General features: G+C 54.0%; 24 protein-coding genes. 11 read left to right on the top strand and 13 right to left on the bottom strand.

Annotation, left to right across the window (positions count from 1 at the left end):
• Positions 1–3: 3 nt before the first annotated feature.
• Both HY272_11780 and HY272_11775 read right to left on the bottom strand, forming a co-directional pair.
• Positions 4–1683, bottom strand: a complete 1680-nt coding sequence (locus HY272_11780; GenBank protein ID MBI3773365.1) for a hypothetical protein — start codon at positions 1681–1683, stop codon at positions 4–6.
• A gap of 445 nt (positions 1684–2128) precedes the next feature.
• Positions 2129–2305: a hypothetical protein gene (locus HY272_11775; GenBank protein MBI3773364.1), complete on the bottom strand. Its 177-nt coding sequence runs from the start codon at positions 2303–2305 to the stop codon at positions 2129–2131.
• A gap of 153 nt (positions 2306–2458) precedes the next feature.
• On the opposite strand from HY272_11775, the gene ubiD reads away from it, so the two are divergent.
• Positions 2459–3928, top strand: a complete 1470-nt coding sequence (gene ubiD / locus HY272_11770; protein MBI3773363.1) for a 4-hydroxy-3-polyprenylbenzoate decarboxylase — start codon at positions 2459–2461, stop codon at positions 3926–3928.
• 238 nt (positions 3929–4166) lie between these two features.
• On the opposite strand, the gene HY272_11765 is transcribed toward ubiD, so the two are convergent.
• Entirely contained in the window at positions 4167–4955 is a 789-nt protein-coding gene (locus HY272_11765) for a carbonic anhydrase family protein (protein MBI3773362.1), read from the bottom strand.
• Between the two features lie 273 nt (positions 4956–5228).
• Between HY272_11765 and HY272_11760 the strand changes: the two genes are divergently transcribed.
• Both HY272_11760 and HY272_11755 read left to right on the top strand, forming a co-directional pair.
• Positions 5229–5810 carry a sel1 repeat family protein gene (locus HY272_11760; GenBank protein ID MBI3773361.1) on the top strand — a complete coding sequence of 194 codons (582 nt, stop codon included), beginning with the start codon at positions 5229–5231 and terminating at the stop codon, positions 5808–5810.
• 145 nt (positions 5811–5955) lie between these two features.
• Positions 5956–6786: a hypothetical protein gene (locus HY272_11755; protein MBI3773360.1), complete on the top strand. Its 831-nt coding sequence runs from the start codon at positions 5956–5958 to the stop codon at positions 6784–6786.
• On the opposite strand, the gene hslO is transcribed toward HY272_11755, so the two are convergent.
• Positions 6772–7644, bottom strand: coding sequence for an Hsp33 family molecular chaperone HslO (hslO, locus tag HY272_11750; GenBank protein MBI3773359.1), 873 nt, complete (start codon positions 7642–7644; stop codon positions 6772–6774). The genes HY272_11755 and hslO overlap by 15 nt on opposite strands.
• An 82-nt stretch (positions 7645–7726) precedes the next feature.
• Positions 7727–8599 carry an SDR family oxidoreductase gene (locus HY272_11745; GenBank protein MBI3773358.1) on the bottom strand — a complete coding sequence of 291 codons (873 nt, stop codon included), beginning with the start codon at positions 8597–8599 and terminating at the stop codon, positions 7727–7729.
• Between the two features lie 135 nt (positions 8600–8734).
• On the opposite strand from HY272_11745, the gene HY272_11740 reads away from it, so the two are divergent.
• Entirely contained in the window at positions 8735–9751 is a 1017-nt protein-coding gene (locus tag HY272_11740; protein MBI3773357.1) for a CDP-6-deoxy-delta-3,4-glucoseen reductase, read from the top strand.
• A 9-nt stretch (positions 9752–9760) separates the two neighbouring features.
• Here HY272_11740 and HY272_11735 read toward each other — a convergent pair whose 3' ends face one another.
• The 4 genes from HY272_11735 to hemC form a co-directional block, all read right to left on the bottom strand.
• The gene (locus HY272_11735; protein MBI3773356.1) at positions 9761–10993 is read right to left on the bottom strand and encodes a tetratricopeptide repeat protein; all 1233 of its coding nucleotides are present in this window, start codon (positions 10991–10993) and stop codon (positions 9761–9763) included.
• Between the two features lie 2 nt (positions 10994–10995).
• Positions 10996–12105, bottom strand: a complete 1110-nt coding sequence (locus HY272_11730; protein ID MBI3773355.1) for a uroporphyrinogen-III C-methyltransferase — start codon at positions 12103–12105, stop codon at positions 10996–10998.
• Positions 12102–12872, bottom strand: coding sequence for a uroporphyrinogen-III synthase (locus HY272_11725; GenBank protein ID MBI3773354.1), 771 nt, complete (start codon positions 12870–12872; stop codon positions 12102–12104). Before HY272_11725 ends, HY272_11730 begins: the two co-directional genes overlap by 4 nt.
• 174 nt (positions 12873–13046) lie before the next feature.
• Positions 13047–13985: a hydroxymethylbilane synthase gene (gene hemC / locus HY272_11720; protein MBI3773353.1), complete on the bottom strand. Its 939-nt coding sequence runs from the start codon at positions 13983–13985 to the stop codon at positions 13047–13049.
• A 280-nt stretch (positions 13986–14265) separates the two neighbouring features.
• On the opposite strand from hemC, the gene HY272_11715 reads away from it, so the two are divergent.
• Positions 14266–14538 (top strand): BrnT family toxin, encoded by a 273-nt coding sequence (locus tag HY272_11715; GenBank protein ID MBI3773352.1) that lies wholly within the window; start codon positions 14266–14268, stop codon positions 14536–14538.
• The gene (locus tag HY272_11710; protein MBI3773351.1) at positions 14525–14776 is read left to right on the top strand and encodes a hypothetical protein; all 252 of its coding nucleotides are present in this window, start codon (positions 14525–14527) and stop codon (positions 14774–14776) included. The genes HY272_11715 and HY272_11710 overlap by 14 nt, the downstream gene beginning before the upstream one ends.
• Before the next feature lie 26 nt (positions 14777–14802).
• On the opposite strand, the gene HY272_11705 is transcribed toward HY272_11710, so the two are convergent.
• On the bottom strand, positions 14803–15537 hold the full coding sequence (locus HY272_11705; protein ID MBI3773350.1) for a response regulator transcription factor: 735 nt from the start codon (positions 15535–15537) through the stop codon (positions 14803–14805).
• A 188-nt stretch (positions 15538–15725) separates the two neighbouring features.
• A complete protein-coding gene (locus HY272_11700; protein ID MBI3773349.1) occupies positions 15726–16799 on the bottom strand; it encodes a histidine kinase in 1074 nt (357 codons plus the stop codon).
• Positions 16800–16987: 188 nt separating this feature from the next.
• Between HY272_11700 and argH the strand changes: the two genes are divergently transcribed.
• Complete coding sequence (gene argH / locus HY272_11695) at positions 16988–18373, top strand: argininosuccinate lyase (protein MBI3773348.1); 1386 nt, start codon at positions 16988–16990, stop codon at positions 18371–18373.
• A 154-nt stretch (positions 18374–18527) separates the two neighbouring features.
• Here argH and HY272_11690 read toward each other — a convergent pair whose 3' ends face one another.
• Complete coding sequence (locus HY272_11690) at positions 18528–19364, bottom strand: GGDEF domain-containing protein (protein ID MBI3773347.1); 837 nt, start codon at positions 19362–19364, stop codon at positions 18528–18530.
• Positions 19365–19535: 171 nt separating this feature from the next.
• Between HY272_11690 and HY272_11685 the strand changes: the two genes are divergently transcribed.
• The gene (locus HY272_11685) at positions 19536–19781 is read left to right on the top strand and encodes a hypothetical protein (protein MBI3773346.1); all 246 of its coding nucleotides are present in this window, start codon (positions 19536–19538) and stop codon (positions 19779–19781) included.
• A gap of 96 nt (positions 19782–19877) precedes the next feature.
• Positions 19878–22757 (top strand): class I adenylate cyclase, encoded by a 2880-nt coding sequence (locus HY272_11680; protein MBI3773345.1) that lies wholly within the window; start codon positions 19878–19880, stop codon positions 22755–22757.
• On the opposite strand, the gene HY272_11675 is transcribed toward HY272_11680, so the two are convergent.
• Entirely contained in the window at positions 22754–23425 is a 672-nt protein-coding gene (locus HY272_11675; protein ID MBI3773344.1) for an alpha/beta fold hydrolase, read from the bottom strand. The two genes, HY272_11680 and HY272_11675, sit on opposite strands and share 4 nt — an antisense overlap.
• A 337-nt stretch (positions 23426–23762) precedes the next feature.
• Between HY272_11675 and HY272_11670 the strand changes: the two genes are divergently transcribed.
• Positions 23763–23882 (top strand): lipoprotein, encoded by a 120-nt coding sequence (locus tag HY272_11670; GenBank protein MBI3773343.1) that lies wholly within the window; start codon positions 23763–23765, stop codon positions 23880–23882.
• A gap of 9 nt (positions 23883–23891) precedes the next feature.
• Positions 23892–25136 (top strand): diaminopimelate decarboxylase, encoded by a 1245-nt coding sequence (gene lysA / locus HY272_11665; protein ID MBI3773342.1) that lies wholly within the window; start codon positions 23892–23894, stop codon positions 25134–25136.
• Positions 25137–25224 lie beyond the last annotated feature (88 nt).

Below are 25224 nucleotides of genomic sequence, written 5' to 3'. Positions count from 1 at the left end.
AAGTTAACTCCGCGTCTCTGCGCCTCCGCGTTGGATTTTTTGTCGTTGCCATATCAGCAGTGTTGGCAAGAGTAACTCCCACCACAAGGCGCCGATACCGCCGCCACCTTCGCCAGCGTTATTTTTATACTTCAGGTCGTTGCGAGCACTGATATCACCAGGGGTGGTGATCAAGCCAGGTGCGGTCGTGGTGTCCGAGGTGCTGATAAATACAGAGCCCAGCACGCGCACCGAACCATTCACGATACCGTCAGCATCGTTAGGGCCGCCATCGGTAATGGTCAGTTCCACGCATTCTTTGTTAGCGAGATTTCCGGTGGTATAGGCGCTATGCGCCGGCGGTGGACAGAAGAAAGAAGTTGTCTCTTTACCAGCGCTCTTAACGGAATCGCTACCTGAGGATGTGAAGTCAATCCAGGTATTGCTGGCTGTGAATTGTTTGAAATTTGTAGTGGCAGGCGTACCGGTTGCCGTCGGGATTGGCGCGGGTTGCGGAATTACCAAGTGTGCAGTGGCACCCGGACTCAAACCACTGATTTCGACATCGACGATGTTGCCATCGGCGCTGATCAAGTTCGCTCCCGGGCTCACGCCCAGGGCCGCGATTGCCTTGGCGCTGGAAATATGTGCCTGACTGACTCCCTGGCGAACAGCCAACGGGCCGAGTTGCAATTTTAATCCGGGCGTAGTGCGTAGCAGCAGTGGATAAAACACCTTGTTGCTGGATGCGGTGGTGATGGTCCAGGTAATGAAAAGTGGTGGTATGGGGTTAGGTTTGCTATCTTTGAGACCAGAGACGTAATACTTTGTTGAGTCCGAAGTCAAATCATCGCCTTGCAGAAGATTGCTGGCACTGATGGCATCTAAATAATTGGGGATGCCATCGTTGTCGGTATCGTCGTAGCCGTCGGTATTATCCAGCAGATCGTCATCATCAGTGTCAACCGTAGTTGATAGCGTGGGCACCACCGCAACCACCGACAACGTAATGTCACGGCGGCTGGATGCACCGTGGTTGTCAGTGACGGTCACTTTCGCCGTGTAATAACCAGGAGCAAGCCCGGCAGGATTGAAACTGAAAGTGTTGCCAGTGGTGCCGCTGGTCGCGGCAGCAATTATGCTGGCATCGCTACTGCTCCAATCATAATTAATGGTGTCGCCGGGATTGGGGTCGCTCGCGGTCGCCGCAAGAGTAACGCCAGTATTGTTAGTCACGAGGATGCGCGTTGTAGGCCCGCCTTGAGTGGTTGCCAAATTAGTGACCACAGGCGGCAGGTTTGCCGTGGTAATGGTAATGGTGTGGGTCGATTTGGTTCCCTTGATGGCATTGATGGGGGCGCCCAAAGTGACGAGGACTGTTGAGCCATTGGCATTGCCTGAGTTAATGGTAAACGTCGCAGTACCGGAAGTGCCGGCAGCAATAGTAATAGGCGAGGCCGGTGCGACATAGCTGGCAGTGCCGCCTACTGTGAATGGGATGGTCACGGGATAAGTAGCCGCATTACCGTCGAGCACGGCAGTCACAACAACGCTTGATGCGCCATTGCCCCCCACTGTTTGGTCTGCTACGAGATTGACATGTGGTTGAACAGTGATGGTTTGTGTGTGGATAGGGGAAACGTTTAGTGCCAGGTCGGTCACTTTCCAGCTAACAACATGTGCGCCCGGGGCAAAGGGGCCCATTTGTCCTGTGGGGGTCCACTGAAGGGCTCCACTGCTATCATCGGTTACACCAACGGTTGCGTTGGTGACAATCCCGTTGATTCCGCCCGTAGTTTGCAAATTAAAGACGTAAGCCGGTGGTTCGTAATCGGGATTCGGCGTTGGGTTGGGTAAAGGGGCGTTACCAGGTGCAGAAGTAAAGCTTGGCGGAGACGTATCTACAAATCCGAGGGCGATTTGTGCCGGTATGCCAGTGATCAAGGTAACGGTCCATAGACCGTGAATTAGTTTATGAAGGTGCCGGCGATAACTCATGATCGGATTTCAGGCTCGCTCTTATGATCTTGGACAATCGGCGCGAGCCAGCCACCCAAGGAGATAAACGGCGCGTCGCTAACGCCTATTATGCCCGAAAAGCATCCCCGCCGCAGCCAAGGACAGCCACCAGGGCCAGATACCGCCGCCATTATTGATACGGCATTAATATGTTTGAAGTTGAAACTTCGTCAGGTCGTATCAAGGGTTGAGCCATTACTTGTGGCTGTGCTGGCGCTGCTGCAAGACTTTGTTGCGCCATCAAAATCAAACTGACCGCCGCCGCTGGATATAGCGCCGTGCGCATTGTTTCTTTTCCCGCCTTCATTATTCTTCCCCGTTAGGCTTATGATGCTTGGTTCTTATTGTTGTTTTGTTAACGTTGTTGTTGGGCGATATTTTAAAGAATAGCCCAATATTGTCAATGGTTATTGGCCTGGGTGCGAGACGGCCCTGGTACTAGCATGGTTAAGGATAGTTAATGAAATACAAAGACTTGCGCGATTTTATCGGTCAGCTTGAGGCTCGGGGAGAGCTCAAGCGCATCGCCCAGCCGGTGGACCCGAAGCTGGAGATGACTGAGGTCTGTGATCGCACTTTGCGGCGCGGCGGGCCGGCGTTGTTGTTTGAAAATCCGAAAGGGTTCACCACGCCAGTGTTGGGCAATCTGTTTGGCACGCCCAAGCGCGTGGCGATGGGCATGGGTGCGGATTCGGTGAGTGCGCTGCGTGAGATCGGAATTTTGTTGGCGACATTAAAAGAGCCGGAACCACCGAAAGGGTTCAAAGATGCGCTTGATAAATTGCCGCTCTACAAACAAGTGCTGAACATGGCGCCGAAGGTGTTGAGCAAGGCACCGTGTCAGGCGAATGTGATTGCAGGCGATGACGTTGATCTTTCCAAGTTGCCGATTCAAACCTGTTGGCCGGGCGATGCCGGGCCGTTGATTACCTGGGCGCTGGTGATTACCAAAGGGCCGCACAAGGAACGACAGAATCTCGGCATTTACCGGCAGCAGGTGATCGGTCGCAACAAAGTGATCATGCGCTGGCTCGCGCATCGCGGTGGGGCACTGGATTTTCGGGATTGGCAAAAAGCACATCCGGGCAAGCCATTTCCAGTCGCAGTGGCGCTGGGCGCTGATCCGGCAACGATACTTGGCGCGGTGACGCCGGTGCCGGATAGTTTGTCCGAATATGCATTTGCCGGCTTGTTGCGCGGTGGCAAAACCGAAGTGGTGAAGGCGATGGGCAGTGACTTACAGGTGCCCGCGTCAGCGGAATTTGTATTGGAAGGGCATATTCATCCCGGCGAAATGGCCGACGAAGGGCCGTTCGGTGATCACACGGGTTATTACAACGAAGTCGATAAATTCCCGGTATTCACCATCGATCGCATCACGCATCGCGATAATCCGATTTATCACAGCACTTACACGGGGCGGCCGCCGGATGAACCTGCCGTCCTCGGTGTGGCGCTCAATGAAGTATTTGTGCCGATTCTGCAAAAACAGTTTCCGGAGATCGTCGATTTTTATTTGCCGCCGGAAGGATGTTCCTATCGCGTTGCCTGCGTCAGCATCAAGAAACAATACGCTGGACATGCCAAACGGGTGATGCTGGGTGTGTGGAGTTTTCTGCGTCAGTTCATGTACACCAAGTTTGTGATCGTGACTGATGATGATGTGAATGTGCGTGATTGGAAGGATGTGATCTGGGCGATGACTACACGCATGGATCCGCGCCGCGACATGGTGTTTATCGACAACACGCCGATCGATTATCTCGATTTTGCGTCACCGGTGTCAGGCTTGGGATCGAAGGTGGGATTCGATGCGACCAATAAATGGCCGGGCGAAACCACGCGCGAGTGGGGGCAGCCGATTGTGATGGATGATGCAGTGAAACAGCGGATTGACAAGATTTGGGATGAGCTGAAGATTTTTGATTAGCGCATAATTTTTACCCCAAGCCAAAAGTCCAACGCGGAGACGCAGAGGCGCAGAGGTTTTGAAGAATATCTGATGAAGATTTTTTGGACATCTCTGTGGTGCTTTGTCCTTGGTAGACAGATTGTTTGTTGGCTTTTGTATTTCTCCGCGTCTTTGCGTCTCCGCGTTGGGTTTTAATTTGTAAATAAAAAAAGGGCGCACCTCGCGGCGCGCCCTTTTGCATTTCAGCTAACTGAAATTACTCTTCGGAGGTCAACACGAAGCGACGGTTCAAAGGCTGAACCGGGCGGTTGTTGGCTTTGAAGAGTTCAGCCAGTGCCTTGACCTGGGCTTTGGAGGCTTCGATCGGGTTTTCCAGTACATACCAGTTAACCACTTCGTTGCACGGTGGGGTCGTTAATGAGCCCATGTAGTGGTAGTACTTGCTGGTGTTGGCAGGCAGCAGGTCTTTGGCGTTGATGGTGACACCAGCGACTTTCTTTTCGCCTTCAGCAGTGGGCATGTTGCTCCACACAGTCTTCAGGGCCTTGTTTTCAGCGCCTTCCTTGAAGAATACGCCGATGACGGCCAGTTCACCGTCAGCGGCTTTGTGTACGAAGTGTACTTCCATGTCATAGAGCTTGCCGTTCAGGGCGTGCTCGGATGGCGCGTGGAAGTGATATTGCAACAGGTCGAACTTGCCGCCGTTCACTTCAATGGAGCTGCCGCCATCGTAATTGGCCTGGATGGTGTGGCCGTTGTTCTTGAGGTTAAGCGCGGAATCTTTCCAGTTGAATTTGATCTTGGTCAGCTTGGCGCCCCGTGCTTCTTTGGTTTCAATGTTGATGGGCGACTGCTGGCTACCTTTGCAAGCAGAGTATTCACTCTTCAGGTCGCCCCAGTGTTCCGGGCCGCCTTCGCCGCCATAGCTCCAATGAAGTTCATGACCATGGCCGCGGCTTTCGGAACCTTCGGCGCCAGCCATGGCTGGGCTCGCCAATACCAATGCTGCTGATGCAGCGGTGACTACAAAAAGTGCTCTTTTCATCATATTCCCCTTGGTTTATCTCGTGACGCGAAATTTAATCTGAAACTGCTCTCCCTGCCTGCCCTATGGGGGTAGTCCATGGAAACCTGTCGAGTTTAAGCAAAATTTCGCGACTAAGTCTAGCCAGGAATTATTAATTCAATATTAGAAAATCAATCAGTTGCGGTGGGCGGGGAATAATTCAAGCCAGACAAGGGGTTGGCTCAACTTTCTCGAAATATCGGCCGATAACCTTAATAAGAGGTCCTCAATAAGGTTATTTAGAGGCGATATATGGTGCGGCGGATTCTGGCAGGGGCGGTGTTGATGCTGGGCATGGTCTGGAACGGCGGCGCGTTTGCGGCCGATGTGGATGCGGGCTGGTTGGCCTATCAGTCTCAGGATTATGGGCGGGCCTATGAATTGTGGCTGCCCGCGGCACGCGAAGGTTCGGTGGTGGCGCAAAACAATCTCGGTGTCATGTATCTGAAAGGACATGGCGTGCAGCGCGATGATTCCGCGGCGGTGCGCTGGTTTGAGCAGGCCGCAGCACAAGGCAGTGTTGAGGCGCAGACGAGCTTGGGGACGCTATACATGGAAGGGCGCGGGGTGCCGCGCGATTATTTTACGGCGTTTGAGTTATGGTATCGCGCGGCGAGAGCCGGATTCGCCGAGGCGCAATACAATCTGGGGCAGATGTATGCTCAGGGGGTGGGCGTGAGTCAAAATTATGAAAAGGCCATGAAGTGGTTTCGCAAGGCGGCACAGCAAGGTCACCCGCTGGCACAAGCGAGCCAGGAAGATTTGCTGCGCCAAGGCTTGGGGTTGAAGCGGTTGCCGTTTCCGAAAAATAGTCTCTGGAGTAAATTTGGTTAATTGATGAAGTTCAGATAGTCGAATCGCAGGGGCCTGTTGGCCCCTTTCGTATTTTGGGGGTGTGATTTGTCAAAATGGGTACTATGATGAAGTCGGGCGAGTGACAAGGATGGCTGTCCGAAATTATCAATCCAGGGAGGGTTCCATGATCATATCCATCATCAATCATACCAATGGCAAGATCAGCGATGAAGCCGCGCAAGCGGCGATCCGTGCCATTAATCGTCAGATCAATGAAGACTTCATGCCGTACTGGGGCTTAGGTGCGACCTTGCGTCTGGAAGGACGTGCTGGCAAGAAGCCGCAGCCACAAACTGCAGCCGATATGCGCGGCGATGCCATCCTTTATCTGTGGGATGAAGTCAATGTGGAAGATGCGTTGGGTTATCACGAAACCAATAATCGCGGCATTCCGTTTGGTTTTGTGTTTACTGAACTGGTCAAGGAGTTGAAAGAGGATTGGACGGTGACGCTATCGCACGAAGCGCTGGAGTTGATTGGTGATCCGGAGGTGAATCTGCTGGTGGCCGGGCCGCATCCTTCCAAGCCAGGCAAGACCGTGTTTCACTGGTATGAAATGTGCGATGCGGTGCAGTCAGAGTTTTACGAGATTGATGGTGTCAATGTCTCCAACTTTATTTTGCCGCTTTACTTTACGGGCGGTGAAGAAGTGGGTGGCCGCAACGACTTTCTCGGTAGAAGTTATCAGGGTAAGACACTACGTTCGTTTGGTGTGAATCCCGGCGGGTATATTGGATTCTTCGATCCTAGTACGGGTGATAATGAAACCTTCATGGCGCGCGGTGACAAGGTGGCTGCGAAACGGCTGGCCATCAAGCAAAAGGCCAAGGGTGCGCGGCGCAGCGTGCGCTATCAGCGCGTTGTCGGCGTGGGTGCAGGCGCGACTCAGAGTACGGAGTCAACGACAAAGCAATCGCTGATACGCCGCAAACGGCAGCCGCTAGTGCCGGCTTGAAGATTCCGGCGGCGGTAAGCCGCTGGTGAATACTTCTTCGACATCCACGGCGTCGAATCGATAGCCTGCGTTGCAGAATTCGCAGGTGACTTCGATCTTGCCTTGTTCGGCGAGGATGGCGTTGGCTTCTTCTTGGCCGAGGCCACGCAGCATGTTGACGATTTTTTCGCGCGAGCAGCTGCAGCGGAAGCTCACGGGTTCGGCATCGAACAGGCGTACGTCTTCTTCATGGAAGAGGCGGCGCAGGATTTCGCGTGTCGGTAGTTGCAGCATTTCTTCCACCGTCAGCGTGGCGCCGAGTGCTTCCACGCGTTGCCACAAATCATCGTCACCTTCAGGGCCGGGCAGGCGTTGTAACAACATGCCGACGGCCTGGTATTGATCTGCCACCAGCCAGAGACGTGTTTCCAGCTGTTCCGATTGTGTGAAATAGGTCTCCAGGGCTTCGGCAAGTGTATCGCCTTCGAGGCTGACGATGCCTTGATAGCGTTCGTTGTTGTGGGCGTTGTCAATCGTGATTACCAATCGTCCGTCGCCGTACATCTGTGGCAGCGTGCCTTCGTGTACCTCGTTATGCCAGTGTGCCAGACCGCGCAGATGGCGATCGTGTGTGCACTGGGCGACGAGTAAATTTAACGGGCCACTGGATTGAATTTGCATGATCAATGAGCCGCCGAATTTGATGGTGGCGCTGAGCAGGGCACTGGCCGCCAGCGCCTGGCCGAGTTGTTCGGCGATAAGGTCAGGGTAGGTGGCCCGTTCGCGCACCGCCTGATAACTGGCGCGCAAGTGGATGAAGTCGCCACGTACCTTACTATTTTCAAAGACAAAACGTTGGAGGGTGTCGGCGTCGGACATGGGTGATCCTAAAGGCGGTCAATACTTATTTAATCGGGCGGGGGAGTATACACCTTTAGGGTAAATTCGCTGAAGGGTGGTTCTAAAAATCCCTTGAAGTCAGGCTGGCTTTCAGTCCGGCCTCCAGCGTCGGATAACGTAATTCCATTTTCAATTCTTCGCGCAGACGGTGCGTGTCGAGCCGCCGCGATTCATGCAAATACGAAAGCATTTCGGCGGACAGTTGTTGTTCTGCTGCGGACCAGTCGAGCTCGGGCGGCGGCGGTAGACCTGCGGCGCGGGCAACGGCAAGAAAATAATCGGACATGGTGCTGACCTCACCATCGGCGACATTATAGATACGTCCATTTTGTCCGAGCTCGGCGGCGGCAACGCAAATTTGTGCCAGATCATCGGCGTGGATGCGGTTGCTGTAGGGGGCGAGATCGCGCCGCAGAATCGGCAGCCCTTGTTTAATGCGCGCCACAGGTAAGCGTCCGGGGCCATAAATGCCGCCGACCCGTAAAATGACAATGCTGACATTGTTGGCGCGGCCCCATTGCAATAATTGGGTTTCGGCGTCCAGCCGCCGCCGTGAACGAGCCGTGGTGGGATTGGGCGGAGTATCTTCCGTCACCCAGGCGCCTTGACAGTCGCCGTAGACGCCGCTGGTGCTGATATAAATCACTTGCTGCGGTAATCTTTCGTGGCAAGCGTTGATGAAATTACTGATGCGTGGATCATGGGTGCCATGCTCCGGCGGTGGTGCAAAGTAGTACACAAGCGTGCCGGTAGTGGGTAAAGATCGGAGGGTTGAGGCATCATCCAGCGTGCCGATATGTACATTAATGCCGGCCTGTTCCAGGGTTGTGCGCCGTTGCGGGCTGTGGCTGAGGGCGTGTACAGTCGCACCTTGCATCTGCCAGAGGTGTGTTACGCGCAAGCCAATGTCGCCGCAGCCGATAATCAGTATCATGTAAGCTGTTTTCTTAACCTGATAGTAACAAAGAACTTGTAAGTTCCCTCCCCCTGTAAGGGAGGAGGGGGAGTCGTTGAAACGATATTGTATGCCGGATTGATAGGGTTCCGTAATCAATAAAAAGGACATTATATGGGTTTCGTTGTCACCGTGAAGCCAAGTAATCGTCAGTTCACTGTCGAGGAGGGGGAAACCGTCCTTGACGCCGCGATTCGTCATGGTCTCACCTTCCCTTACGGTTGTCGCAATGGTGTCTGCGGCGCATGCCGAGGCAAGGTGGTGTCAGGTGAAATCAATTATCCCAGTGGTACGCCGCGTGCTTTAAACGAAATGGCCAATATCGTTGGCCAGTCAATATTCTGCAAGGCGGCACCGTGTTCCGATCTGGTGATTGAAGTGCATGAGATCGTTCGCGGCGGCGAGTTACCGATACGCAAAATGCCCGCGCGCGTGGCCAAGCTGGAGCGGTTGGCGGATGATGTGATGCGCGTGTATTTAAAATTGCCGGATACCGAGCGGATGCAATTTCTGGCAGGGCAGTATATTGATATTTTGCTGCCGGGCGGACGCCGCCGCAGTTTCTCGCTGGCTAATGCGCCGCATGAAGATGCATTGCTGGAACTGCATATCCGGTATATCGATGGCGGTGAGTTTACCGGACATGTATTTACCAAGATGCGTGAAAAAGATATTTTGCGCATCGAAGGGCCATTCGGCAATTTCTTTTTGCGCGAAGATTCAACGCGACCGATTATATGTGTGGCGGGTAGCACTGGCTTTGCGCCAATCAAGGCGTTGATTGAACATGCCTGGCGGGAAAAAATCAAACGGCCCTTGTATTTGTACTGGGGGGCGCGTGCCAAGGAAGATTTATATCTCGATGCCCTGCCGCAATCATGGCGTAGTCGTGATGGGTTTTATTACATCCCGGTATTGTCAGAGCCGAAACCCGGCGATGGCTGGCAAGGACGTATCGGTCTGGTGCATCAGGCAGTACTCGATGATTTTTCTAATCTTCAAAATTACGACGTGTACGTCTGCGGGTCGCCAGCGATGATCGAAGCGGCACGGATTGGGTTTATGAATCTTGGGTTGCCCGAAGCGCAGTTTTATTACGATAGTTTTAATTTTGCCATTGATTCCCCGTAGGGGCGGGTTTTAAATCCGTCCCTGCAAATGTTCGATCACGCCCGTTTTGATTTCTGGCGTTGAAAGATCCTTGGTCATTGCCAGACCGCGACGATAACAGTCAGCAGCTCGTTCCGGAGCATTGAGCTGGAACAGCAGATTGCCGAGTTCCTGATAGGTTTCCGCGTTAGGCAGTTGCTCCAGACTTTTTTCCAGATATCCCTGCGCGGCCTGCCAGTCATGGGCCCGCATCGCAAGCCGGCCCAGGGTGAGTAACAGTGTTGAGTTATTTGGATTCTTGCCGAGCCAGTTACGGCCGCGGCTGAGATGAATTTCAGCATCGCCATTAAGCAATCCGTAAAGGTAAACCAGTTTCTCATTCCATTGATGATTAATGCGGCGATAAAGCATGTCCTCAGCGCGATCGGCTTCGCCAATATTCATTAAAGCAGTCACCATTTCGATGAAGAGCGCCTCATCCTCTTGCAGTCGTGTGGGGATTTCCTTCCACAGGTTCAAGATAGTATTGATATTGCGGCTGCGGCCGATCTGTTGCAGGTGGCCAAGATAAGCACCGCGTTCGATGCGGTAGTAATCATCCATCGGTAAGGCTTTGTATTGCCTCAGTCGGGGCAATAGTCCGACGAGCGCGGTCCAGTTCTTGGTCTCTGCATAAAGAGTGGTCAGGCTGCGTAACACCTGCGGCGAATTGAGCAGGCTGCCGGGCATGTGTTCAAGTACTGCCAAAGCCTTTTCGGGCTGGCCGGAATGCTGGAGCAGTTGCGCTTGATTGAGCAGGATCGACATATGCGCCTCGGGTGCATGTTCAAGCGCAAGTTTGTAATAACCATCGCGCCGGTTCCTGGCGCCCTGTTCATGCGCGGCGCGCGCAGCACCTAGATGACTCAGTACGGCAAGGTGGGGATTGCGCGCGGCCTTGAGTAAATGTTTTTCGGCATCAAACCATTTACCAGAATCGAGTTCTAGAAATCCCTGGGAGAGATATTGATAGCCACTGATCGCGCGTCTTCGTTCACGCCATTTGCGAAATTGTTTGGGTGCCAGGCCAATGGCGACCCAGAGCCGCAGGCAAAAATAGGCGGCTACAAACAGCAATAGGCACAAAATAAAAAAGACGATGGCGCTGGTTTCCAGCGTCCAGCCGTGGATGGAAATCACAGCATAGCCGGCGTCCTCGATGCTGAATTGAGTGATCAGCGTGGCGCCGATCAAGACCAGGATCGAATAGATGACCAAGCGCATGGTTAGCGAGTTCCCTTGCCGGAGGTGGCTAATGCATTGTTCTGCTGTTGCCAGGCGCTTAATAAATCAAGTGTGCGCTTGAAATCGGATTCCGGTAGTTTTAGGTCGATAGCTTTGAGTTGCGACAGGGCTACGAGAAACGCTTTGGTCTCCGCTGCTTTTGGATTGTAATAGGTGTTCACCCATTCATGGGTAGCGTTGATGGCGTCATGAAAAATCTTGTCGTTACGCTGCAATAAGGCCAGTCGTGCCGCGGATATTTGCAGATGTAGATTTTGCTGTAAAAAGAAACGCCGTTCCGGCGGCAGTAAAGCGATGTCTTTGGGATCGCTTTGGTGGTGAATTGAGATCAGGCCTTTAATGTCGGACCAGATTTTTTGTATCAGTCCGCTAAAGCCTTCAACCTTCTCCGGCGCGCTGGTATTTGAATTCTGGTGATCTGCGCCGGAGATGGGTAGCGGGTCAATGCCTTGTTCCAATGTGCTCAGTGTCAATGCCAGGTTTGTGATATCAATGCTGGCGCGTTTTTTGAGAGCGCTGCTGATGTCGTTGATCGTCTTGCGAGCCTCGAACAGGCTGGGGTCGCCGGTTTCCTGGAGATGTTGGCTCGCAGTTTCCAGGGCGGCGATCACTGCGCCCGTGTCGCCGCCAAATTGAAGATGGTGTTGCGCCTGGGCGACAAGATTTTTGGCGTCGGCGACGATGAATGCAGCGCTCTTGCGTTGGCGCAACAAGTTGCTTACCGAGTTAACCGAATCATTGAGGTCGCTGATTTGCATCTGCAAGGCATCGGTGCGGGCGTCGAGATGATGGCTCATGGCATCAAGCCGCTTTTCAAGCGCATCGGCGACATTTTCGGCGGCAATGGCTGTGTTGCGTGTGGCCTGGGTCAGGTCTTGTACCTTGAGCACAGTGCTTTCAACGGCGTTGAGGCGGCCCTTTATGCCCGCATTGCTGTTGCGTGACTGCTGCCAAAACCACAGCAGCGTGCTGAGTGTAACGATGGTAAGAATTAATGCCGCCCACGCCAGAGGTGAGGCGCGGCGCGCACCCGTTGTCGAGGGTGGTGAGGATGATGTCGTCGTGTTTTTGCCACTATCTTGATCGCTCATGGCGAAGTGACTCCATGTTGAGTGCGCCAGTCGAGTACGGCTTGCAATAGACCTTGATCATCGGCGCGGGCTGCAATAATGGCGGCATGGTGAAAGCCAAGCTCCCGCGCCCGTTGTGCGCCACGCTCACTAATCACGATCAGTTGCTGCCCCAGTAACCACGTTCGTGTTTGGCCCTGCGTTTGATCATACAGATTTTGCAGTCCTTCGTTGCTGGTGACGATGATTAAATCAGGCGCCTGATGTTGTAACTGCTTAATGTCACCTTGTGTTTGCTGGCGGCGATAGACTTCGGCGTATTCGACCGTTGCGCCGCGCTGTTGCAGCGTTTCCGCCAGTAATTCGCGACCGCCCTCACCACGGAAAATAACAATTCGCTTACCGGAAACGGATTGCAGTTGCGGCAATTCCAGCAATGCCTCGCTGTTGTAATTGTGAGCCGGGGTGAGGATCGGTTGTGGCCAGTGTCGGCGCAGAATTTCCGCCGTGCGTTTGCCAACGGCAGCCAGTTGCAAACTCGGTGGTAACACGGCAGGCAGCCAGCGCACGGCGCCGGTGACGGCATTGGCGCTGATAAAGATCGCGTAATCATAATCGGCGATGGGTAGGGGCACGGCGCGCCGTGCCCCTACGATAAATTCGATGTCGAGCACGGGGTAACGAATTGCGAGACCACCAGCCGCTGTGATCAGGTCGCACAACGCCCCGGCTTGTTCGACAGGGCGAGTGACCGCGATTTTGATGCCATTGAGTGGCGTGGTATTCATCCAGGATTCGAATCACTCTAAAGCAATTTAACCGCAAAGGACGCAAAGGTACGCCAAGATGCTCGATTGTTTTCCGGAATACAGATGCTTCGTGTGCATCAAACGCGGAGCCCGAATTTCCTATATCTTGAATTTTCTTGGCGCACTTAGCGCCCTTGGCGGTTTGTTTTTCGTTCAAGGTGCATTGCTGCGATACAGCTCATCCAGAATGACGCGCGCGCCGCGACTAAGTAAGTCTTCGGCCAGAGTCACGCCAAGTTGAGCGGCTTTCGCCGCCGGACCACGGATTTCGCCGCGCACCATCTCCCGGCCGTCGGGGCGACCGACCAGCCCGCGCAAATAGAGTTGATCCCCTTGTAGCGTGGCATGACCGGCTATCGGCACTTGGCAGCCGCCTTGCAGTTTCTCGTTCATCGCCCGTTCGGCCTGCACCCGCGTCCAGGTGTCCGGGTCATTGAGCGGTGCGATCAGCTTGTTCACGCGCGGGTCATCGCGGCGGCACTCGATACCGACTACCCCCTGGCCGATAGCCGGCAGGCTAACCTCGGGTTCGAGGAAGGTCGTAATTTGATCCTGAAAACCAAGCCGGATCAGCCCAGCGGCGGCGAGGATAATGGCGTCATAGTCGCCCCTATCGAGCTTGACCAACCGGCTATTGACGTTGCCGCGCAGGTCCAGAAGCTGCAAATCCGGGCGCAGCGCTCGCAGCTGGCACTGGCGGCGCAGGCTGGAGGTGCCCACTTTGGCGCCCTGCGGCAGGTCGGTCAGCTTGGCAAAACGGGTGGAAACAAAGGCATCGCGCGGATCTTCGCGCTCGCAAACCACGGCCAGATGCAGCCCTTCCGGGAATTCCACCGGCACATCCTTCATCGAATGGACGGCGATATCGGCCCGCCCCTCCAGCATCCCCTGTTCCAGCTCTTTCACAAACAAACCCTTGCCGCCGATCTTGGCCAGCGGGCTGTCGAGAATCTTGTCACCCTGGGTCGTCATGCCCAGCAATTCCACCTTCAAACCAGGGTGGAGCGCCAGCAAACGGTCGCGGACATATTCCGCCTGCCACAGGGCCAGCGGGCTTTTGCGGGTAGCGATGCGGATAACTTCGTCGGTCATGATCCTGTTCTCATCCAGATAGAGCACATATGCTACGGACTTGGCGGCGTGGAGGCAAACCCTGGGAGGGGCGACAAAATTGTTTGTGATCAATTGGCGTAGGGGCACGGCGCGCCGTGCCCCTACTTATGGGGTTGGATGGGATTACGATTTTGTGTCGAAATGATCTTGTATGGTTATGTGTGGGATGGTAAAAGCATGAAAGTGAAGGAAATTATCGTATTCCACGATCTGTGTTTTTAAAAGTGGGTCAGAGCAATAACTGGCCGAGGTCTGTATGATGGAATTTGAATGGGATGACAAGAAGGCCGCCGCAAATGCGAAGAAGCATGGCGTGTCTTTTCAGGAAGCAGCATCGGTATTCGGGGATTCAATGGCTATCACTTTTCCCGATCCGGATCATTCCAAAAATGAGCATCGTTTTATTACGTTCGGATTGTCGCTGTCCAGCCAATTGTTAGTGGTAGCGCATACCGGGCGGGGCAAGAAGATCAGAATTATCAGTGCGCGCAAAATGACCAAACATGAGAGAAAGATCTATGAAGAAGACTAAACGAGACGAGCTCCGCCCAGAGTACAGCCGAGAGGATCTCGGAAAAGGTGTTCGTGGCAAACACCTTAAGTCTTATCTTGCAGGCACGAATCTTGTGTTGCTCAAACCGGAAGTGGCGGCGGCGTTCCCAACGGATCAATCGGTAAATGACGCGCTGAGTTCATTGCTCGAAGTGGCGCAACAGGCTGCCGGGCTGACAAAGCGGCCCACTCGCCGTACCAAAGCAACACGCAGTTGATCGTAGGGGCACGGCGCGCCGTGCCCCTAACCACCCATCTCATTCAACACCCGCCTCACCTCCGGTGCCAGCCGTCGGCTGACTTCCAGTACCACATCCGAATGCCGCAACCGCAATTGAAAATGGCCGTTGCTGTCTTTTTCCAATGCCGAGATTTCACGATTGGCGACGAGGGCGTTGCGATGAATGCGGGTGAAGTGGGCGGCGAATTCCTGTTCCAGTTGTTTGAGCGGTTCGTCGATCAGCACCGTGCCGTTGCGATGATAGACGGTGGTATATTTACTGTCGGACTGGAAATAGAAAATGTCGGTGACGGGAATCAGCACCAGATTGCCGCGTTGATGGGCGCAGATGTGGCTGCGGGCTTCGCCTGCGCGTGCTTGTTCTAATACTGCAGTTTGTGTGGCCGGGCGTTGTGCTTTGCGCAGGGCTTGTTCCAGGCGTTCACGGCGCACGGGTTTGAGCAGGTAGTCAATGGCGTTGGCTTCGAAGGCGGCGAGGGCGTGTTCGTCGTGGGCGGTGGTGAAGATCACGGCGGGCGCATCGGGCCAGTCGGCGAAATGGCGCGCGGTTTCCAAGCCATCCATCACCGGCATGCGGATGTCGAGCAATACGACATCGGGTTCCAGTCGTTCGATTTGCTTTAATGCGTCGCTACCATTGCTGGCCTCGCCGATGATTTCGACATCGGCGATTTCCTGCAGCAAATCTTTGAGGCGGACGCGGGCTAAGGCCTCGTCATCAACGATGAAGACGCGGATCATCGCTGGGACCCCATCAACTCCCTCTCCTCCAGGGAGAGGGTTGCGAGCGCATGGATGCGCGAGGTAGGGCAACGCATGGAGCAGTTGCCGAGGGTGAGGGGTGATAATAAATTAAGCCTCAGCTTTTTCATCCCCTCATCCTAGCCTTCTTCCTGAGGGAGAAGGAATAATTTCGTTTCGCAGCATCATGACTCACTCACTCGATACGGCCATAACAAACGCACTTCATAGTAACCGTCTCCGGCGTCGGTCTCCAGCTTTGCGTCTTCTTCAAAATGGGCGAGCAGGCGTTGGCGGATATTATCCAGCGCCAGATGGTGACCGGGATGTTGTGCTTGCGCCACGTTAGCGCGCGGGTTGCGAATGCTGAAGTTGATTTGTTGGCGTTTGAGTTCGCCGTGTACATGAATTATGCCGCCTTCGGCCAGCGATTCAATGCCGTGATAAATGGCATTTTCCAGCAGTGGTTGCAGGGTCAGTGTTGGCAGCAACGCGTCTTGTGGCACTTGATCCACATTCCATTCGACATGCAATCGTTCGCCCAGGCGTAATTGCTCGATTTGCAGATAACGCCGTGCCAGTTCCAGTTCCGTGGCCAGCGGTACCAGTTCGCGTGAATCTTTAAGCGTGGTACGGAATAAATCGGCCAGGTCTTCAACGGCGGTTTCGGCGACGCGCGGCTGATGCCGGATCAGGCTGGCGATGGTGTTGAGACTATTGAACAGAAAGTGTGGCTGGATGCGCGCCTGTAGCGCTTGCAACCGCGCCTGATGTTCGGCGGCGACGTTGAGCTTGAGTTGGTGGCGCAAATAAAAATAACGCAGGGTCAAAAAACTGGTGATAGCGCTGATGCCAAGGTTGCGGCCGAGAAATTCAGCGTGACTCATGCCAACGGCGACGGCACCATCGGCCAAGGTCTGTCCGCCCCAGTAGGTAATTTCGGCGATCAGCAGTGTGGTGCCGATCAGGAGCCCATAACTGGCCAGTGTGGCGCGTTGAGCATCCAGCCGGCCCAGCCACGGTCGCAACAGGCATAGGGTGCCGCTGCCTGCCAGCGCCAGCCATTGGATGTAAAGCGACAGCAGGCTGAGCTGCGTCCAGCCGCCGCCGCGCCCCGCTGGGCTGGCGAGGGTGACGATAAAGGCCAGCAGTTCGGCGATGACAATCACCGCGAACACGATGCGGATATTGCAGAAGTCCGGCAGAAACAGCTCCGGCCGGTCCTTCCCTGGCGGCGGGTTGGGATTCATAGGGTTCATCTTAATAGATATCGGACGCCACTGCGGTAGACCTTATCGATCTGTTCGGATGGAAGCGTTTTCGCCCTCTCCCACTTGTGGGAGAGGGTCGGGGAGAGGGGGCGTGGCTTGTTTCACACGGGGAGGCAATCGACATCTCCCGGAATTGCTATAATCCGCCCTTTCAGCATTTTCGTAAGGATTTCACCGTGACAGATCAGCAAGCCAAGCCTTGGGCCGGCCGTTTTACCGAACCGACAGACGCCTTTGTCGAGGCCTTTACCGCCTCGGTCGGCTTTGATTACCGCCTCTATCGCCACGATATCGCCGGGTCCAAGGCCCATGCCCGGATGTTGACCCATGTCGGCGTGCTGACTGAGGACGAGTGCGCCAAGATCATCGCCGGGCTCGACGAGATCCTGGCCGAGATTGAGGCCGGCGGTTTTGCCTGGTCGGTGTCGCTGGAAGATGTGCACATGAACATCGAGGCGCGGCTCACCGATCGCATCGGCATCGCCGGTAAGAAATTACACACCGGCCGTTCGCGCAACGATCAGGTGGCGACCGATGTCCGCTTGTATCTGCGCGATGAGATCGACGCCATTCTCGCCGAGATCAAGCGCCTGCAAATTGCCTTGGTCGATCTGGCCGAACGGGAAGCCGATACCATCCTGCCCGGATTCACGCATTTGCAAGTGGCGCAGCCGGTCACTTTTGGTCACCACATGCTGGCCTGGTACGAGATGTTGCAGCGCGATGCCGCGCGGCTGCGTGATTGCCGCAAACGGGTGAACGTGATGCCGCTGGGCAGTGCGGCGTTGGCAGGCACCAGTTATCCGATCGACCGTGAATATACCGCCAAGCTGCTCGGCTTCGAAGGGATATGCCAGAATTCACTGGATGCGGTGAGTGATCGTGATTTTGCCATCGAGTTTTGTGCTGCTGCTTCATTGGTAATGACGCATATGTCGCGTTTTTCTGAAGAATTAATTTTGTGGGCCTCGGCGCAGTTTGATTTTGTCGATATCCCGGACAGTTTCTGCACCGGCTCTTCGATCATGCCACAAAAGAAGAATCCGGATGTGCCGGAACTGGTGCGCGGCAAAACAGGCCGCGTTAATGGTCATCTGATTTGTTTGCTGACGTTAATGAAGGGGCAGCCACTGGCTTACAATAAAGACAATCAGGAAGACAAAGAACCCTTGTTCGATACCATTGATACCCTGCGCGGTTCGCTCAAAGTCTACGCCGACATGATGGCGACACTGCGCGTCAAGCGTGACAACATGGCACGCGCTGCGTTGCGTGGTTTCGCCACCGCCACCGATCTGGCGGATTATCTGGTGCGCAACGGTGTTGCCTTCCGTGATGCGCATGAGGTCGTCGGCAAGGCCGTACGTTACGGTGTTGAGCAGCAAAAAGATCTTAGCGCAATGACACTGGATGAGTTGCAGCGGTTTTCTAATGTCATCGGTCCAGATGTGTTTCAGGTGTTGACGCTGGAAGGTTCAGTGGCAGCACGCAATCATCTGGGCGGCACGGCGCCAGCGCAAGTGCGCGCGGCGATACAGCGCGCCCGGCAGCAACTGGCGTAAATTTAAAATACATTTATCCGCGAAACACGCAAATAAACGCTAATAAGAAAAACTAGGGCACCTCATGTCCGCAAGGAATCTGAATAGCGCTCTCAATTTCTCTAGGTCTTTTTTGCGTTCATTCGCGTGTTTCGCGGATAATCTTTCCCAAAGATCAGCTCGGCATCAATACCGGCGTTCCCGCCTGGCGCGCGGCCTGCATCCGCTCGTCGGCGCGGAGAATCATCAGCGCTGAATCATCACCTTTAGTCCAGCTGGCAACGCCGCAGTAGGGATCGAGGGCGAGCAGGTTGCCTTCGGCGTCATTGAATTTGATTTCGGCGATCAGACTGCTGATTTTGTCCGCCAACTGTTGTGCGGCGTCTTCAGGGGTTTCGGGCAGGATCAGCAGGAAGTCACTGCCTTGATAACGGCCGATGATATCGGCCCAGCGCATTTGATCTTTCAGCGCCTGGCCAACTTTGCGCCACGCCTCCTCCTGTTTGGGCAGCGAAAGTTTGCCGCCGCGCACGCAGACATTGAGTTTGATCAAAGACAGTGGATTGCTATAACGGCGGCTACGCGAGACCAGAGGTTCCAGTCCTTGCATCAACGCGCGCTGATTTGGTAGGCCGGTAATGGGGTCGCGAGTGGTCAAGCGTTGCAGCTCCTCGCTCAGCTTGTCGCGTTCCAGTTTGAGCCGTTGTTCCTCGGTGATATCAACATAGAAGATCACCGAGCTGCCGTTGCTTTGCTGGCTGTTGCAGCGTAACCAACGCTGCTGATCGCCATGTTGCAACAGAATCATATCCGGGGGATCGACAAACACACCGCGTAATTCATTGGCCAGTGTTTTCACGTTTTGGTTGAGCAATTGCGCGGCCTTTAGGTCAAGCAGCTCCAGTAGCTTATCGTTGTGCCATTGGATGCGGCCATCGACGCCCAGTAACAAAATGCCGATCGGTGCACTTTGCAGCGTCTGCTGAGCCGCTTTGAGTTCCAGTTGTTCCATCGGGACGCTCCCTTAGTTTTTGGAGTTGAGGGCACTATACTTAAAGTAACACTTTACGGGGTGACAGGCTCGTGATCAATGTGTGGACCCCATGGGGAATGTAACAGGGGCGAATTCGGGCAGTATCAGCGCTCAAATAAGAAATGTTCTCATTAAATAAGGAGATGGCCAATGTCAGAACGTGTACATGTTATTGCAGTGGGGGCCCCTGATCCGGAATTGCGTAATTCACCGGTCATCGAGGACACCGATTACGAATATCCGCTGCTGGCGGCGCAGATGCCAGAGACTGGGGTTTGTTACTTCAATGGCGCCAGTTATGGCCAAGGCAGCGAGGTTTGCAGCGGCAATGAACGATTGCGCTGTGAACAAGGGGCATGGCTGCGCGAAGGATCTTGCGATCAAGATAATCCATAGAAATCAATATATTATATAGGTGCTGGTTAGAGGCCCCGATTTTTTGGCGCTTCAGCTTCTGTTTCCCCTGCCGATAAACATTACGCTGGGGATGCTATGTTGAAGATACTATCAAAGATCACTTTTGCTGAAGTCGAGGCGATTAAAAAACGCTTTCTGATGATTAACAGGGAGCGGTTGCGCCGTGCAGAAGATTGCATGCGCAATAACCAGCGGGATTTCCTTGATTTTTTGCCGCTGCTGTTTCATACCAACCATACCCGGTTGCCCGGGTATTCCTCTAAAGATACGCCGGCGGGAATTTGTGACTATGTGCCGAGCAGTCGGGCGCTAACGGCGGCCAATAAATACGTCAATCGCTTTGAATATCAAAAACGGGCGATGCCGCGTTACGACATCATTTCGATGTTCCTGATGGGGAGTAGCGGCACGGTCGCCTATTCGAAAAAAAGCGACTTTGATATCTGGTTATGCCATCAAAACGACCTCAGTGCCGAGCGCTTGGCGGAACTTCAATCCAAGGCCACGGCCATTGAGCAGTGGGCCGATGAACAGGGATTGGAAGTTCACTTTTTCCTGATGGAGCCTGAGAGCTTTAAGGCGGGCAAGATTGTCGATTTGTCGTCGGAAAGCAGCGGCACGGCGCAATATTATCTGTTGCTGGAAGAATTTTATCGCACCAGCTTGTTACTGGCGGGGCGCTATCCTGCCTGGTGGCTGGTGCCTGTGGAGGAAGAGGCAAACTATGCCGCGTATATCAAAGGTTTACAGGAAAAACGTTTGATTGGCGAGAGTGAGACCGTCGATTTTGGCGGTATTCCTACGGTGCCTGCGGAAGAATTTTTTGGCGCTGCACTGTGGCAGCTGTTTAAGGGGATCGATTCGCCTTACAAGTCGGTGCTTAAATTGTTGTTGATGGAAGTGTATGCCCACGAATATCCGAATATCGAATTGCTGTGTTTGCGTTTCAAAAAGGCGATATTCAATGGTGAAAATGATCTGGACCGTCTTGATCCCTATTTGATGCTCTACAAAAAACTGGAAGAGTATCTGGTCAAGCGTGAAGATGAAGAAAGATTGGAGTTGGTGCGGCGTTGTTTTTATTTAAAGGTGGGTCAAAAACTAAGTCTGCCAGAGCCGAAAGATTTTGATTGGCGGCGTGATGTCATGCGTTCGCAGTCGAATTCCTGGGGTTGGGAACGCGGTCAGGTGCAAACCATCGACAATCGCGCGAACTGGAAAATCCAGCAGGTCGTCAAGGAGCGCGGAATACTGGTTAAGGAATTGACCTACACCTATCAGTTTCTATCGGATTTTGCGCGTAAATATGCGCAACTCGCCGCCATCAACCAGCGCGATATGACGGCGCTTGGCCGTAAGCTATACGCTGCATTTGAGCGCAAAACCGGCAAGGTCGAGATTGTTAATCGCGGGATATCGGAAAATGTATGGGAGCCGGTGCTGACCTTTTACCAAATTCGGCAACGGGATCATCAGGGTGGCTGGACGGTGTTGGTGGATGGGTCGGGTGAGGTGGGCGATCCCAATAATAGTTCAACGGCAGTCAAGCGCGCGCATAGTTTGATAGAGGCGTTATCGTGGGCGCACTTTAATGGCTTGATGGATGCAACCACGGTACCGAAGGCAATTCGTGCCGATGGCCGCCAGATAACGCGTGAGATTGAAGACTTTGAGCGGGCGATCGTGAAGCTCATGCCGAGATCATTGGTGCTGGAAACCAATGTCGATGCTTTAGGTCGGTCAGTAAAGGTGCAGCAGGCGGTTGTAGTCGTCAATCTTGGTGCTGATCCGATGGCGCAAAATGTGCGCGATGGCAAGTGCCTGGCCAGTAATCGTATGGATGCCTTCAGCTACGGCGGCATGTTCGAATGTCTGATCAGTAGCTTTGACATGATTCTGCTTACCAGTTGGAAAGAGGTGGTAACCTCGCATCATTCCGGGATTGAAAATGTGCTCAATGGCATCTCATCATATTTTCAATGGTCGCCCCCTTCAAAAGGGGTTGCGCCGCCGGCACCCGAGGTGTTGTGTGTCAGCCAAAATCACACAACAACAATCAGGCAGCGTGTTGAGCGATTGTTTAAAGAATTGATTGATTGTTTCTACGGGAGTAAAGAAGGGGTAAATAATCGCTTTGTGTTTATGGTGGAGCGTATCTATTACGTGCTCTATCTGGAAGATGACGCGTTACGTTATCAGCGGTTACCTTCATATGCCGATTTGTTGCGATATCTGGGTAAGGGGCGGCAAACGTTCGGTAGGGTGATCGTTGATGATGCGGCGCTTAATGACACTTTGTTGCCGCTAATGTTGAAATTTAATAAGCCTGGTGTGGTGCAGCTTTTCTACAAGGACGAGGGGCGAGTCGCGGATGTTTATGTGCTGGATGAGCATGGATCGTTATTCTACCAGCAGGTGGAGTTTTTTGATTCGCAGCGTTTGCTGTTGCATTTCCGGAAATTTTTTGACTCGGTATTGCATCGGCAGTATTTTCAGTTATCAGGATTGGAAGGAGCTTCTGGTGATGCGGCCGAAATAGAATATTTCCGTATCAGTCGCAATAGTCAGAATCAATTGCAAGTGGGTCGTATCGAACCCGTCGAAGGAACGGTAAAAGGCTTTTTCAGTATCCAAGTGCTGGCCGAAAATAACGATGTGGCACCGAATAGTTTCCGGATTTATTGCGATGATCGCGAGTTTTCCTCGCTGGAATATGGCAGCCGCTTATTTTCTGAGGTGGCAGCTTATATTGTATCCAGGCGCCAGGGTGGCCAGCGTTACCCCATTTTTATTACGGACCTTGATTTGCCGCCGAGCATGTTTGCCGATTATGGCGGTGGTCGGGCTCCGATTGCCGATTTTCTCAATTACAAGAAGAATATTGAGATCAAGCTCAATGAAGCGTTAGATGTGTTGTCGAGAGGGGGTGTGCACCCTCTTCGGCCAGGCAGTTAATGTTCAAGTATTCGCTTTAACCAGTGCGCAATATCCTCAATTTCCTCGCCACAAACGCTATGCGGCATTGGATATTCGCGCCACTCTACTTGATAACCTAAACTGCGTAACAAGTCTCGCGATTTGCAACCCGCAGCCCATGGCACGATAGTATCCGCAGTGCCGTGGGCCATCATGATCGGTGTGGTGAGCGACTGTTTGTGAAGCTTGGTTACGGCGTCATCGGCCAGCGGCAGGTAAGTTGAGAGGGCAAGGATGCCGCCCAGTGTCTCGGGATGGCGCAGTCCGGTGTGCAGGGCGATGGCGCCACCTTGAGAAAAGCCCGCCAGGATGATGCGTCGCGCCGGAATCCCCAACGCCTTTTCGTGAGCGATTAATTGTTCGATGGCGGCAGCGGAGGCGCAAATCCCCGCCGCGTCTTCAGTCTCGCGCAAATCGGAATGGCGGATGTCATACCAGGCGCGCATGACGTAACCGCCATTGATGGTGACGGGTATCTGTGGGGCGTGTGGCAGGACGAAGCGAATCCCAAGGGCGGGAGCGAGGCGCAGCTCCGGGACGACGCCAGCGAAGTCATAACCATCAGCCCCCAGGCCATGGAGCCAGATGACGCTGGCGCGGCCTGGGCCTGGCGGGTTGATTTCAACGGCGGGGAGCAGTTCGTTCATGCGTATTCCTTCAGCAGTTTGTTAAAAAATTCCCTTTCCCTCAGGGAGAGGGATGGGGGGGAAATGAATCGCAACTGTTTGATTATATCCCCTCGTCCTCGGCAGCTGCTCTGAGAGTACATGGACGTACGAATGCCGCGAGAGGGCAGGAGCCCGAAGCGGCCATGCGTTGCCCTCGACTTCCATCTCCTGGCGCAGTCTACCTCGCCCATCTATGTCCTCAGGGAGAAGGGACTAAGCGCTTTTTTCAACAAGCTGTTAGTTGGTTCCGGATTATAACGTTTTGTCCTGCTCCGGACAGCGTTTATACTGAGTACCTTTTACCGGAAGCGGAATGATGCCGAAATTCATGCGGTGGTTGGCTGGGGTGGCAGTGTTGTCTGTGGTGCTCGCCGGCTGTGGCCAGAAAGGTGATTTGTACTTCCCGGATCGGGATACGCAGCGGACAACAGGGTGAGGTTGGTGAATGGATTTTTTTGAATATCGTGATGGTGTGCTTCATGCCGAGGATGTAGACCTGCGGCGCGTGGCGCGCGATTATGGCACACCCTGTTATGTGTATTCCCGCGCCACGCTGGAACGCCATTGGCGTGCCTTTGACGACGCCTTGGCCGGGCGCCCGCATCTGGTCTGTTATGCCGTTAAAGCCAATTCCAATCTGGGATTATTGAATCTGCTGGCGCGTCTCGGCTCCGGTTTCGACATTGTGTCTGTTGGCGAACTGGAGCGTGTGGTACGCGCCGGGGGTGATCCGGCCAGAGTGGTGTTTTCGGGTGTCGGTAAGCGCGCCGATGAAATGCGGCGGGCGCTGGTGTTGGGGATTAAATGTTTCAATGTCGAATCGGTGCCGGAGCTGGAGCGTTTGCAATCCGTGGCGGCGCAATTGGGCAAGCGGGCGCCGGTATCCTTGCGCGTTAATCCTGATGTCGATGCCAAAACCCATCCCTACATTTCTACCGGGCTGAAGGAAAACAAATTTGGAATCGCGATTGATCAGGCGCTGCCAGTTTATCTGCAAGCCGCTGCGATGCCGAATATCGAAGTGGTGGGCGTGGATTGTCATATCGGTTCGCAATTGACGAGCGTCACCCCGTTTGTCGATGCCTTGGCGCGAGTGTTGAGTTTGATCGCAGACCTGAAGTCTAATGGGATTCAATTGCATCATCTTGATATTGGTGGCGGCCTGGGGATTCGGTATCGAGGCGAAACACCGCCGTCGCCAGCGGATTATCTCGGTGCCTTGATGCCGCAGTTGAAAGATATATCACTGGAAATTTTGGTGGAACCTGGTCGGGCGATCGTCGGTAATGCCGGGATCTTGCTGACGCAGGTGGAGTATCTCAAATGCACGCCGGATAAGAATTTTGCCGTCGTCGATGCGGCGATGAACGATTTGCTGCGGCCATCGCTTTATAACGCCTGGCAGGAGATTGTGCCGGTGGTGCAGGGGAGCGGCGAAAAACGTAGCTACGATATCGTTGGTCCGGTGTGCGAAACCGGCGATTTTCTCGGCAAGGATCGTGATTTGGCGGTTGCTCCGGGTGATCTGCTTGCTGTACGTGGCGCAGGTGCATACGGGTTTAGCATGAGTTCCAATTACAATACTCGGCCGCGCGTGGCAGAGTTGCTGGTGGATGGCGCTAATGTGCATGTTGTGCGGCGCCGTGAAACGCTTGAGGATATGTTGGCGCAAGAAGAAGTGTTGCCGTGAAATTGTGTTGACTTAATCAGGGTCCCCTGCTTGTTGAAAATTTCCCTCTCCCTCTGGGAGAGGGTTGGGGTGAGGGGGTAAATGGTTC

The organism is Gammaproteobacteria bacterium (assembly GCA_016200485.1).
Taxonomy (GTDB): domain Bacteria; phylum Pseudomonadota; class Gammaproteobacteria; order Tenderiales; family Tenderiaceae; genus JACQEP01.
Note: the sequence above shows the minus strand (reverse complement) of the source record. Positions and strands in the feature narration are given on the sequence as shown.